This is a genomic window from Flagellimonas rhodophyticola, assembly GCF_049332665.1.
In the GTDB taxonomy this organism is placed as follows: domain Bacteria; phylum Bacteroidota; class Bacteroidia; order Flavobacteriales; family Flavobacteriaceae; genus Flagellimonas.
In genome coordinates this window covers 1,487,941-1,500,005 of the sequence record NZ_CP186326.1, presented here as the reverse complement: position 1 = coordinate 1,500,005, position 12,065 = coordinate 1,487,941, and the positions used below count along the sequence as shown (strand labels likewise).

Genomic DNA, 12,065 nt, shown 5'->3' with positions numbered 1-12,065 from the left:
AGCACCTAACAATGGCTATAATTCATAGCTTACCTCCTACCAAAAAAGAATATTTCCTACCTTCAATAAATTTCTAAAAAACAACTGATCATGAACGTCAAATTTCTTTTCCTACCCATTACTTTATTGATATTGATGTCCTGTAAACAAGAATCTTCTTCCGTTTCCTCCCTGATTGATTTCCAAGGAAATGAAACCTATTCTGTAATTTTTGGGAGCACCACAATAGGACACCTAAAAACACAAATTTCAGGAGACACGATCCAAATAGACTACGATTATAAAAACAATGGACGTGGACCTACCATGAACGAAACTATAGTACTAAACAAGGAAGGCTTTCCTGTTCAATGGAACATTGCCGGAAACACCACTTTTGGAAATGCCGTTGACGAACAGTATACATGGAACGGAACCGCAGCTTCATGGACGGATGCTACCGGAAGTGATAGCACTAACCTGGACAAAGCCAAATGGTATGTAAATCAGTCTGGGAGTCCGTATTCCGAAATTCTTATGGCTCGCAGCCTCCTCAAATCTCCTAATCAATCAGCCGATGTACTCCCAGGAGGCACACTTCGACTTACGGAGATGGAAAAAGCCAGTATTATGGTCGACTCCACTTCTCTGGACCTTACCACCTATGCCATGTCGGGAGCTGATATGAATCCTTCCTATTTTATTGCCGATAATGATCAACGGCTATTCGCTATTATAAGTCCTTCATTTGTTATTGTTCGCGAAGGGTTTGAAGCAAAAGAAAAACAACTTCGGGCCTATGCCGAAAAATATTCCACGGAACGATTTGAATCATTGCAAAAGAAGTACGCCCATAATTATGGAAAAAAAGTACGAATCGACAACGTAAGAATATTTAATCCCAAATCTTTGGCACTCACTCCACTTTCGTCCGTGTTGGTCGATGGTGACCGAATTGTAAGTATTGATGCGCCCAACACAACTGGTACCGATGAAGTTGTCATCGATGGAGCTGAAGGCACCTTGGTGGCCGGAATGTATGAAATGCATGCACATACGGGAGATGAAAGAGCTTTGTTGAATGTTTTAGCAGGAATTACTTCCTTTCGTGATATGGGAAATGACAATGCGGTATTGGATGAATTAATCAATAAAATAGATGCCGGGATTCTGGCCGGACCCAGAGTACATCGTCTGGGCTTTATTGAAGGAAAAAGTGAATACAGCGCAAACAATGGAATTTTGGTCTCCACTGAGGAAGAGGCCTTGGCAGCCGTGGATCGTTATCACGAAATGGGCTTTTATGGCGTGAAGTTATACAACTCAATGAATGGGGATTGGGCTCCGGCCATTGTTAAAAAAGCCCATGAATATGGCATGTTTGTATGTGGCCATGTTCCCGCTTTCTCCAATGCCAATGCTATGTTGCGAGCTGGTTTTGACGAAATGACACATATTAATCAAACCATGTTAGGCTGGGTATTGGAACCGCACGAAGATACACGCACCTTGCTTCGATTGACAGCCTTAAAAAGATTTCCAGGCCTAGACCTTAACAGTCCAAAGGTTCAGGAATCAATGAATTTATTTATAACCAACAAAACTGCAATGGATCCTACACTGGCCATTCATGAGGTTTTGATGAAGGCAAGAAACGGTGAAATTTGGGAGGGCACCAAAGATTTCATTGATCATATGCCACCAAACTCCCAACGTGGATATAAAGTAGCTTTGGCCGACGTGGCTTCCCTAGAAGATGACAAAGCCTATCGGGAAGGTTTCGATAAAATTGTGGAAACCTTAAAAATGATGAAAGATAAAGGAATCACCATTATCCCAGGGACCGACTTGGGGGGAGCTTTCTTCTACCATCGTGAACTTGAACTATATCAGCAATTGGGGTATACCCCAGCCGAACTATTGAAATTGGCAACTTATGATATGGCCCAATATCTGGGGGATGATAATCTTGGCATAATTGAGCCCGATGCGTTGGCCGATTTCTTTTTAATCCCCGGGAATCCCGTTGAGGACATTAAAGCCATAAAAACAATATCACTGGTATCCCGAGCGGGCACTTTCTACTTTCCCAGTGAAGTGTACCCTGCTTTTGGCATCAAACCGTTCACCAAAGTACCAGATGTGAAAGAGTAACATAAGTTTCAATTAGGGTCATTGTCGAACATTTAAAAAACTAAAAATGAAGAAAATAACCACAACACTTTTTATGATAGCACTTGTTTTTGGGTGCAAATCGGAGAAAAAAGAAATAGAGATTGATAGCGATACGGATTCTAAAGAGATATTGAAAACCATTGATAATTGGAACGAAGGATGGGACGCAAAGGATGTGGAATTAGCTATAAAAGACTATTCCGAAAACACGGATTGGACCAACGCCTTCGGAGATAGAATGCAATCGAAATCTGAATTGCGACAACTTCTCACAAAAATTTTTGCGATGGATTTCGTTATGAATGGAGAAGATAGTTATGTTAATGATGATGTTCAATTCCTTACTGACAACATTGCAATATTGCGTTCAACTAATGTAAGAACGGGTCAAAAATGGAGTGATGGCACTTTAATGAATGACCGGTATATTAATCATTTGAGAGTATATGAAAAATCAAACAACGAATGGAAAATAATTAGCCATATGATCAGTCAAGCACAGGAGAAAAAATAAAACGTTTCGTAACGATTGCCATAATTCATTACGGATTCGTTCTGAAACAAAATCATAACCCAGACCGTTAGGGGCAAACCGAAAAACGAATAGTCAAGAATTGATTTATGAATATTTATTTTCTAATCGCCGGAATTCTATGTTTCGTATTGGGACTTGTTCACTCGATACTTGGAGAGTACATGATTTTTAACACCAAAAGAAACAAGGGAAATCTGGTTCCAACAAAAGTAGGCACTGAATTGAAAGAAAGGCATTTACGAATAATTTGGGCAACCTGGCATTTGGCTTCATTTTTTGGTTGGTGTATTGGAACATTTCTGGTTAAAATAGCATTAAACCAAGGTAAGTCAGGTGCCGAATTTGTTGATTTTATAATTAACTCAACTATCCTTACAATGCTTGCTGCTTCCCTATTGGTATTAGCTGGAACTAAAGGAAAACATCCAGGATGGATAGTACTCTTATTGATTGGGATATTGCTGATAATTGGGAAGTGATATATTACTAGGACAGAACAATGGTTCTAATTAATTACTTGTTCTCCACCACTTCAGAAAATCCTGAATCAAAAATAACAGTTGGCAACAATGCATAACCAAAAATAATAGCTGGTTTAATCCAAACTGATGGCTATATTAGAGAGTCAGAAACCTTAAATCAACATTCCAAGTAAAATGCGTTCCATACTTTTATTCCTATTCATACTTTTTGTCACCACTACCGTAGTGTCTCAAAATGCGTTTCAAAATGTTTTTAGTAATGACACCAGAGCTCACAGAGAGAACATTCGAATTGACTTCTCCGATCAATTGGGAAATTCGATATACCTGCCCATTTCCATCATCAAAGGCAAAACTGAAGGTCCAGTTTTTACCATAGTTGCAGGTGTTCATGGTTTTGAATATCCGCCAATAGTAGCTACCCAAAAAATAATTGAAGAAATCAACCCGGAACAACTTAAAGGAACACTAATTGTGATTCCGATTGCCAACTTAGCTTCCTTTTTTACGCGAACACCTTTTATTAATCCTCAAGACCAAAAAAATCTTAACAACGCCTTTCCAGGGAAAAGTGATGGTACTATTACTGAACAAATAGCTCATTTTATTACCACAAACATTATTCCCGAAAGTGATGTTTTTCTTGATGTGCATGGCGGGGATGCCTGTGAGGATTTAATTCCTTTTGTATGTTTCTACGACAACACGAAAAAACCAAATCAGACGGCATTGGCAAAAAAACTTTCGGAAAGTAGCGGATTTAATTATGTGGTTTCTTATCCCTATACCATTTCAGATACCGAGCCAGCAAAATATACGTTCAAGCAAGCTGTTCAGGATGGAAAAACGGCTCTTAGCATTGAATGCGGAAAATTGGGGAATGTGCAAGAGGATAATGTGGCTTTAATTACAACAGGCATTTACAATATGCTCGCCGAAATGGGTATGTACACAAAGGACAGGAAAAAAGACCATAACATAACGTATCTTAATAATCAAACCTATGTCGATGCTACTGTTGAAGGTATTTTTTATAGTGAATATAAGGCTGGGGACAAGATCAAAAAGGATGATGTTATTGGTTATACCACAGACGTATTTGGAACTATTCTTGAAACATACAAAGCGCCCAAGGATGGGATTATACTATACAAGTTAGCCACCCCACCAATTAACGTTGATGACACCGTAATGTGTATTAGTTCTTATGTGACCAAGTAGGGTAAGCAAAAGCTGTTGCAATTCTGGGTTGATTTATACTAAAAAAAACGAATACCAATGAATAAAATCGTACTGCTCTTATCGCTTTTCGCAATCGGATTTACATCCTGTAAAAATTCCGAAGAGGAAATTGATGAACTTAAAATTGCAAAAAGGTACTATGAGGCCCTTGACACTTCCGATACTTCTAAAATAGCCAGCTTGTTGACCGATAGCTTGCATACCAAAGAAACTGAATACGATTATGAACAGATATTTACAAAGAAAGAATACGTTGAATGGCTGAAATGGGATGCCATCTTTGAACCGACCTATGAAGTTCTTCAGATTGGGCAAGAAGAGGAAGTTGTAAAAGCTAAGATTTCAAAAGTGGACAAAAGAATCCTTTTTCTTCACGAAGGGCCCATCGTTACCAATCAAGTCATCCGGTTTGATGCTGATAAAATAATCAGTGTTGAAACTACCAAGTATGAAGTTTTCAATGATTCAGTATTTTCCAAAAACAGAGGCGAGCTTTTGAGTTGGGTTGATGAAAATCATCCTGATTTAAAAGGATTTATCTATGACCAAACAGAGGCAGGTGCTCAAAAGTATATGGAAATCATCCGATTATATCAGAATAGAGAAGACAAACCATAACAGCAATCCAAATGAGAATAACCGTCCTAACAATTTTGTTACTTTCCTTATGTGTTAGCTGTGGCAAGCAAAACAAAAAGGGCAAACATCCATCATCTGCTCAGGATACTGCTTTAAAAAGTAGTTGGCGTATCACTTCAACAACCGACTGGGTGAAAAACCAAGGTTTGCTTAATGTTGAAAGTATTGTTCACGATGCATCGAACCAAGTATTCTATGCCTCTAATGGAGAAAACTATGGTTTGGGAACAGACGGATTTATTTCCAAAATTTCAAAAGATGGAACGCTACAGGAATTGAAATGGATTGAAGGCCTCAATAGACCTACCGGAATGGCAATCCGTGATTCTTTGCTATACGTTGCGGATGTAAACACTTTGATTGTCATTAATACAAAAAAAGGAACTGTCGTTGAGCGATTTTTGGAGCCTGTGGCCAATTCCGGGCTAAACGATGTTGCAATCAATGACAAGGGCGAGGTTTATGTTTCCGCCTCATTTGTTCATTCTATTTTTACGCTAGAGGAAGGGGAGCTAAGATTATGGGCCAAAGACGAAGAAAGACTTAAATGGGCAAACGGTCTGGTCGCAACCAATAAAGAAGTAATTGTAGCAGGTTTGGACATGAGTACAATAGATTCCGATTCAAGGCGCATTGATTCCATTCAATTAAATCCATCCATTAAAGATTTTGATGGATTAATTCCAGATGGTAACGACGGCTTTTTTGTTACGACTGTTGAAAATAGTGGGTTTTACCATATAAATAAGCAAATGCAGGTGACCAAAATATTGGAAGATGCTGCATATTTTGGTGATTTGGAGTTTGATAGGGCCAATAAGACTATTTACATCCCACGAGGAAATAGAAAAACAAACGAATTTTATATAACCGTTTGTACCATGGAGGAATGGCCTGACACCAAAAACCGTTAACGTAGATATTAAAACTGCTCACATTGATTCTTATTCATGGAAAAAATAATTCAAATAAAGATTGACGAGTTAATCTTCGATTGCCGTAAAGAGGGTAATGAAGAAAACGCTCTCGTGATTTTATTGCACGGTTGGCCGGAAACTTCGCATATGTGGAAAAAACTGATGTCCAGTTTAGCAGGAAAGGGATATTACTGTGTTGCTCCTAATATGAGGGGGTATAGTGAAAATGCATGCCCTAAAGGTAAAAAACACTACAGTCTGGATAAATTGGTTAGGGACGTCATTGATATTTCAAAATTTCTGAATAAGCCTAAATTTCATCTTATTGGGCATGACTGGGGAGCGTTGATAGGTTGGAAATTAGTCCATGACCATCAAGATAAAATTCTGAGCTGGACAGGTATTTCAGTTCCACATCCTCAGGCATTCGGGAAAGCGATGATGACCAACGAGGAACAAATTAAGATGAGTCAATATGTAAAAAACTTTCAATTGCCATATCTCCCTGAAAAGGGGCTCAGAAAAGATGATTTTAAAATTCTTCGAAAGTTGTGGAAAAATTGTGAACCAGTTGAAATAGATGATTACTTGAAGGTTTTTGGCAACCCAAATCAACTGACCGCCTCTTTAAATTATTATCGCAGTAATTACAAACTTTTAAAACAAGCGGCAAAGGGTCAAATATTGGGAGACATAAACGTTCCAACTCTTTTTATCTGGGGAAACAAGGATATCGCGGTTGGCTCCCATTCCGTTAATGAAGGTCATGGGTTTATGAAAAAGGACTACGAATTCATTGAGTTGGATTCAGGACATTGGTTGATACAAACAGCATATACTGAATTGGAAAAAGCCATCTCCAAACATATTGTGAGAAACAAACTTGGTTAGCAGCAACTTGCTGAAGACAAAATCTATTGTATCAGTTGTTAACCACTCAGATGAAAATTGCTAACTTAAAACACCTAAGTGCAGGTCGCACAGCAACATTATCAGTATGAGATATCTAATTGAAAATATTATCAAGCAATATCAGGATGTTCAGAATAGTAAACTATGGATAGGCAGCACGTTTACTAGTAAATTGAATCAAGTTGATGAAAGTTTGGTTTTCACAAGACCGATAGAAGGTCTTCACAGTATTGCAGAAATTATTTCCCATCTCACGTTATGGCGAAAAGAAACTATTTTGAAGATTCAAACAGGGCAAGGCAGTAAAACTGATGATTGCGAAGAAAATTGGTTATCTAACGACAAACTTAAGCCTTTGGGGTGGCAGCATCTTAAATCAGAATACGATAAATCACTAACGGAATTGATTGATTTATTAAAATCAAAAGATGATCAATTCTTAAATGAACTTTACTACGACACCGATTTTAAAGGTGATTATCCATATAGTTTTGTGCTTTATGGAATGCTGCACCATGACCTTTATCACCTGGGGCAGCTTGGAATAATAATAAAATATTTAAGGGAAAAACCATAAATACAAAGGTGAGCTACAAGGAATTGTATCATCTTCATTTCTATCTTAGAAACTTCCCTTCCAAGAATTAAAACCAGTCATAATTTGATTTCAACCCTGCCAACCAAAATGGAAATGGTCAGCCCTACCAAAAACATATTACTATTTCATTTCCAAAATGGGCATTATGGTAATATCATTGAAATCAAGTAACGGGCATTCCTTGGAAATCTTAATGGCCCGTTCCAAATTTTCCGCTTCAAGGTGAATATATCCTGTCAGTAAATTAACACCTTCTAGAAAGTCACCTTCCATATGCACTTTATTTTCACCTTTTAAAAGAGCTCCATCCTTTTGGAAAGGACTTCCAGCTAAATAATTACCAGTTTCGGAATACTTCTGCATCCAAGGTCCATAGTTTTGTAACAATACCTGCATGTCTTGACGTGTTGGTTCCACACCTTTACTTTTTACAATTAAAATAAATTCCATAAGTTCTGTTTATATTGGTTTTGTTTTAAGAACAGTTCCAAATAAAAAAAGGGGACATTTTCTGTCCCCTTTATGGGATGATTGTTGTTTTTATAAAGTATATCAAAACCGATTAATCATCAACTAAAACGAAGAACATGCAAGAATTTCTTTTACTTATTCATGGAAGTGGTTATAAAGATGAGTCTCCCGAAATGCTCAAAAAGCATCTTGATCGTTATTTTAATTGGATGAACGGTCTTGTAGAAAAGGGTAATTTCGTCAAAGGTCACCGGTTGGACAATAGCGGAAATTTTCTGGTGGACAAAGATACCGTAGTAAGTGATGGCCCCTTTTTGGAACCCAAGGAAATTATTGGCGGATATATTCTTATCAAAGCCAATGACCTTGACATGGCCACCAAAATTGCTCAAAGTTGTCCTTTAAGTGATGAGTTCCAAATTTCGATAAGGCCAATGTACACAGGTCCAAATGAACATGAATTCCCAAAATGAACAGGTAAAGCTTGTTATTGAGACTCTTTTTCGTACTCAGTATGGTAAAATGGTCTCATACCTCACTTCGAAATTCGGATTGGGTTTCTTGGAGAATGCGGAAGATGTTGTTCAAGAAACACTTTTCACCGCCTTTCAAAAATGGGCATTTGATGGTATCCCTGAAAATCCTGAAGCTTGGATTTTTGTGGTAGCCAGAAACAAGGCTTATAATCTTGTAAAGAAGCAACAAAAAAATTCCGAAATCGAGCTTGCCCAGCTGGTCGCAGAATTTTCAGCAAGCGAAGATCAAATCTTCTTAAATAGGGAGATTGAAGACAATATGCTACGTATTATTCTTCTCTGTTGCAATCTTAGCCTTCCCATTGAAAGTAAGATTCTTTTTATTTTGAGTTGTTTATGTGGATTCAGCAGAAAGGAACTTTCACAAGCGCTACTGATGAAGCCAGAAACAGTCAAAAAACGATTGTTTAGAGCCAAAAAAACCATCCGCGAACAGGACTTGAAGGCAGCAGATTCCAGCGCAGAATCCTTAAAAGGGCAAATCGGCACTATCTGCAATATACTTTACATTCTTTTCAATAAAGGCTATAATTCCTCCAGTCATGAAAATGTGATTCGAAAAGATATTTGCTTTGAGGCAATGCGCTTGGTTAAATTACTCTTAGACCATTTCCATGATCATTCAAGAACACATGCGTTGTTCGCGCTCATGTGCTTTCATTCAGCACGATTTGAAAGCAGAATTGACGACAAGGGAGCTATTGTATTGTTCAAGAACCAAGACCGAAACCTTTGGAATCAGGACCTCATCAAATCTGGAATATACCATTTGTCCCAAGCATCCACCGGCAATGTGATAACCGTATATCATTTTGAGGCAGCTATTGCCGCAGAACATTGCACTGCTCCAAACTTTGAAAAAACCCGTTGGACCTTTATTTTACAGCAATATAAGCAGTTGTATAAACTCAAGCCCTCACCGATAATTCTGCTCAATATTGCAATCGTAAAAAACATGTTGGGTAGAACCACAGAATCCATAAATGAACTACAGCTGTTAAAAGAGCATCCACATTTACAATCCTACTATTTGTTGCATGCAACTTTAGGTGAACTGTTTGGAGCTCAGAAGAAGTATGCTCAGTCAATTCAGGCACTAGATACTGCCTTACGGTTAACAGGGTCAATCCAGGAAAAGAACTTATTGTTAAAGAAAAGGCTTGAAATGGAGTCAAAATTAAATTCTTAAAAAGATATTTTCCGGATTTCGTCCCCATTTACGCCTTAGGTATGTCTTCATTGTAAACTCTACAATGAAATCTATTTTCTTATGTATGGCAATGGTCTTTACTGTTGTCACATTTTCTCAAAAACAGGAGGTTCATCTTGGAAATCTGAAAGTTAACCATCATGTTAAAGATACCTTGGAAGTCCGCAAATTTTACAAAGATGTGTTAGGCATGAAATTGATTACCCCTAAATCTCCCGTACCAAGGGATTACGTGGAATTTTCAAATGGTTTTCGAATAAACATCATTTATTTAAAGGAAAATGTCCCTTCAATTGCAGATTTCCATGAGGGTCTTTGGATTCGAATTCACACTGCGGATTTTAAAAATGTTGCCGAGCGCGTCAGACAATCAGGAGTAAAAATTATTCGTGATAAAGTAGAAAAAAATGAAATCTATTTTCAAGCTCCCGGTGGACAGATTTTCCGGATGGGAGAAATACTATATAAATAAATATCAATATGAAAAAAACACTTTTAATTCTTTTAGTAACTATGGGAACGAGCAATGTATTAACCGCCCAAGACAAGGCATTGGACAAAACATTGGCTTTAGACCTTCTCCATCGGACATGGGAAGAGCTTGAAAAAACCGTTTCTTCCCTACAGGATACCGACTTGAACTATACTCCAAAAAGCGGAGGTTGGTCCGTCATGAATAACCTAGAACACCTCACATTGGTAGAGCCCGTACTTATTATGGAAATCAAAAAAATTATTAATGGCAACGCTTTGGACACAAATAAAGACCTAAGTTCAGAAGATGGTTTGATCATTACCCAAATCACTGATAGAACCAGAAAGGTAGATACTCCGAAGCCTTTTAAGCCAATGCAAAAAAATAAACATAAAAGTAAAGATGATTTTTTACAGGAAATCAAAAGCACGCGAATGGATTTAATCGCACTATTGGAAAACACCGAGGCTGATCTTCGCCATCTGTTTGGGCCTTACCCCTATGGGGAAGCGGATGCCTATCAGCAATTTATTATCGCAGCGGCTCATTCTTATCGTCATGTAATGCAAATACAAGAAGTATTAAACGAACTAAAACCTGATAAGAAAGCCAAATAATTAGGTAGTTTCTTTTCTAAGACCGCTCTATAAGAGCGGTTTTTTTATGTTAACCTAGATATTATTCTACCCAAAACTCAGGGACTTCTTCTGAACCAAGTTCTCGGCAATCTCCACATACTATAGGTACCACAACAAAAGGCCCACCATCAATATCACCATCGTTTTTTGTCACATAGCTTACAAGTCCTTCCTCCATGAATACTCTAAGGACACAACCTTCAGAAGAACTAGCAAATGGTGGAGCAATCTCCACACAACGATCTACATACTGGGGTAAACCTCTATCTGGAAATAAATCTGAGTAATTAAAAAAAACACGCTTTTCTGATTCCGAGTTTATATCGAAGAAACCTATTACCTTTTCGCTTCTGTCATATGTGTTGGCTATGTTTCCCTGAATAAATCCTGGTTGGTTTTCTGAAAACACTGACTCGCTGCTCGAAAGTTCATTTAAAACTTTGTAAAAATTAAAGCTCTGGTCTGACTGCACATACTGCCTTACAAGAATGCTATAACGATGCGAAATAATGTAGTTGTCGGTTGGAATAAACCTAACCATAAATTGGTCTACACGATCTTCAGACAAATCTTTTGTTGAAGTCTGTAGAATATTGACAGATTTATTTTGTTTGAAACAAACCTCCTTATATTCAGTGTCAGGGGACTCCTCCATGGCACAGCGAGTACCTTCAATAGGAACTAAGGTTTTGGGCCTCCATTTTGGAGCAATAATTTTATAGGTCTCTTCATACTCATATCGATAATTCTTTGGTGATCCATCTGCGTCAAAACTGTTTGCAAGGATAGCCACTCCTTCTTCTCCCAAATCATTAGTAATCACTTTTATCGAAACACTATCCAATGGGTTTCGTTCGGGCAATACTTCCTTGCTAGATTCATATATCGACCCATTTTGAGTTGTTATTAAAAGTTGGTATTCTACCCCTTCTTTAGCCGCAAATTCATTCTCGGAGGTATAAATGCCATTCTGCATGTCAATAAATTTGAACTTATGGCCTTCACTGTTACATAAGGAAATTTCCGCACCGGCAAGAGGGTTTAACCCTCCTTCAAATTCAAAGGTTCGGGAGAGGTAAATATTTTGGTGTTTCAATTTATCAGTAAGCGTTGCTTGCACAACCAATAAGTCCTCAAAATCAACAAATGCTGGACTAATTTCTTCAATACAACTTGAGATAGTCCCTATACCAAGTAATAATACCTTAAGATAAAACCATTTAACAACGACTTTGATACGCATAAAAAAGAGGAAT

At 37.9% G+C, this 12,065-nt stretch carries 14 protein-coding genes; 12 read left to right on the top strand and 2 right to left on the bottom strand.

The window, feature by feature from the left end; all coding sequences use genetic code 11:
- The first annotated feature begins 90 nt into the window (after positions 1-90).
- From ACOKFG_RS06680 to ACOKFG_RS06645, 8 genes are all read left to right on the top strand, one after another.
- The gene (locus tag ACOKFG_RS06680) at positions 91-2,133 is read left to right on the top strand and encodes an amidohydrolase family protein (protein ID WP_422862073.1); all 2,043 of its coding nucleotides are present in this window, start codon (positions 91-93) and stop codon (positions 2,131-2,133) included.
- A gap of 46 nt (positions 2,134-2,179) precedes the next feature.
- On the top strand, positions 2,180-2,668 hold the full coding sequence (locus ACOKFG_RS06675; RefSeq protein ID WP_422862072.1) for a YybH family protein: 489 nt from the start codon (positions 2,180-2,182) through the stop codon (positions 2,666-2,668).
- A 107-nt stretch (positions 2,669-2,775) separates the two neighbouring features.
- Complete coding sequence (locus tag ACOKFG_RS06670) at positions 2,776-3,168, top strand: hypothetical protein (protein ID WP_422862071.1); 393 nt, start codon at positions 2,776-2,778, stop codon at positions 3,166-3,168.
- Positions 3,169-3,345: 177 nt separating this feature from the next.
- Positions 3,346-4,392 carry a M14 family metallopeptidase gene (locus ACOKFG_RS06665; protein WP_422862070.1) on the top strand — a complete coding sequence of 349 codons (1,047 nt, stop codon included), beginning with the start codon at positions 3,346-3,348 and terminating at the stop codon, positions 4,390-4,392.
- 57 nt (positions 4,393-4,449) lie between these two features.
- A complete protein-coding gene (locus tag ACOKFG_RS06660; protein ID WP_422862069.1) occupies positions 4,450-5,031 on the top strand; it encodes a hypothetical protein in 582 nt (193 codons plus the stop codon).
- 11 nt (positions 5,032-5,042) lie between these two features.
- Positions 5,043-5,966, top strand: a complete 924-nt coding sequence (locus ACOKFG_RS06655; protein ID WP_422862068.1) for a hypothetical protein — start codon at positions 5,043-5,045, stop codon at positions 5,964-5,966.
- Between the two features lie 36 nt (positions 5,967-6,002).
- Positions 6,003-6,860 (top strand): alpha/beta hydrolase, encoded by an 858-nt coding sequence (locus tag ACOKFG_RS06650; RefSeq protein ID WP_422862067.1) that lies wholly within the window; start codon positions 6,003-6,005, stop codon positions 6,858-6,860.
- 106 nt (positions 6,861-6,966) lie between these two features.
- Positions 6,967-7,458 carry a DinB family protein gene (locus ACOKFG_RS06645; protein WP_422862066.1) on the top strand — a complete coding sequence of 164 codons (492 nt, stop codon included), beginning with the start codon at positions 6,967-6,969 and terminating at the stop codon, positions 7,456-7,458.
- A gap of 141 nt (positions 7,459-7,599) precedes the next feature.
- Here the strand turns inward: ACOKFG_RS06645 and ACOKFG_RS06640 are convergent, their stop codons facing one another.
- Positions 7,600-7,929: a YciI family protein gene (locus ACOKFG_RS06640; protein WP_299175155.1), complete on the bottom strand. Its 330-nt coding sequence runs from the start codon at positions 7,927-7,929 to the stop codon at positions 7,600-7,602.
- Positions 7,930-8,066: 137 nt separating this feature from the next.
- Here ACOKFG_RS06640 and ACOKFG_RS06635 point away from each other — a divergent pair, with 137 nt between their 5' ends.
- The 4 genes from ACOKFG_RS06635 to ACOKFG_RS06620 all read left to right on the top strand — a co-directional run bounded on the left by ACOKFG_RS06635 (position 8,067) and on the right by ACOKFG_RS06620 (position 10,788).
- Positions 8,067-8,423, top strand: a complete 357-nt coding sequence (locus ACOKFG_RS06635) for a YciI family protein (protein WP_298794196.1) — start codon at positions 8,067-8,069, stop codon at positions 8,421-8,423.
- Positions 8,407-9,675, top strand: coding sequence for an RNA polymerase sigma factor (locus tag ACOKFG_RS06630; RefSeq protein WP_422862065.1), 1,269 nt, complete (start codon positions 8,407-8,409; stop codon positions 9,673-9,675). The genes ACOKFG_RS06635 and ACOKFG_RS06630 overlap by 17 nt, the downstream gene beginning before the upstream one ends.
- Before the next feature lie 64 nt (positions 9,676-9,739).
- A complete protein-coding gene (locus ACOKFG_RS06625; protein ID WP_298794193.1) occupies positions 9,740-10,168 on the top strand; it encodes a VOC family protein in 429 nt (142 codons plus the stop codon).
- A gap of 8 nt (positions 10,169-10,176) precedes the next feature.
- Complete coding sequence (locus ACOKFG_RS06620) at positions 10,177-10,788, top strand: DinB family protein (protein ID WP_298794191.1); 612 nt, start codon at positions 10,177-10,179, stop codon at positions 10,786-10,788.
- Between the two features lie 61 nt (positions 10,789-10,849).
- Here ACOKFG_RS06620 and ACOKFG_RS06615 read toward each other — a convergent pair whose 3' ends face one another.
- Positions 10,850-12,052 carry a DUF4249 domain-containing protein gene (locus tag ACOKFG_RS06615; RefSeq protein ID WP_298794189.1) on the bottom strand — a complete coding sequence of 401 codons (1,203 nt, stop codon included), beginning with the start codon at positions 12,050-12,052 and terminating at the stop codon, positions 10,850-10,852.
- Between the last annotated feature and the right edge of the window lie 13 nt (positions 12,053-12,065).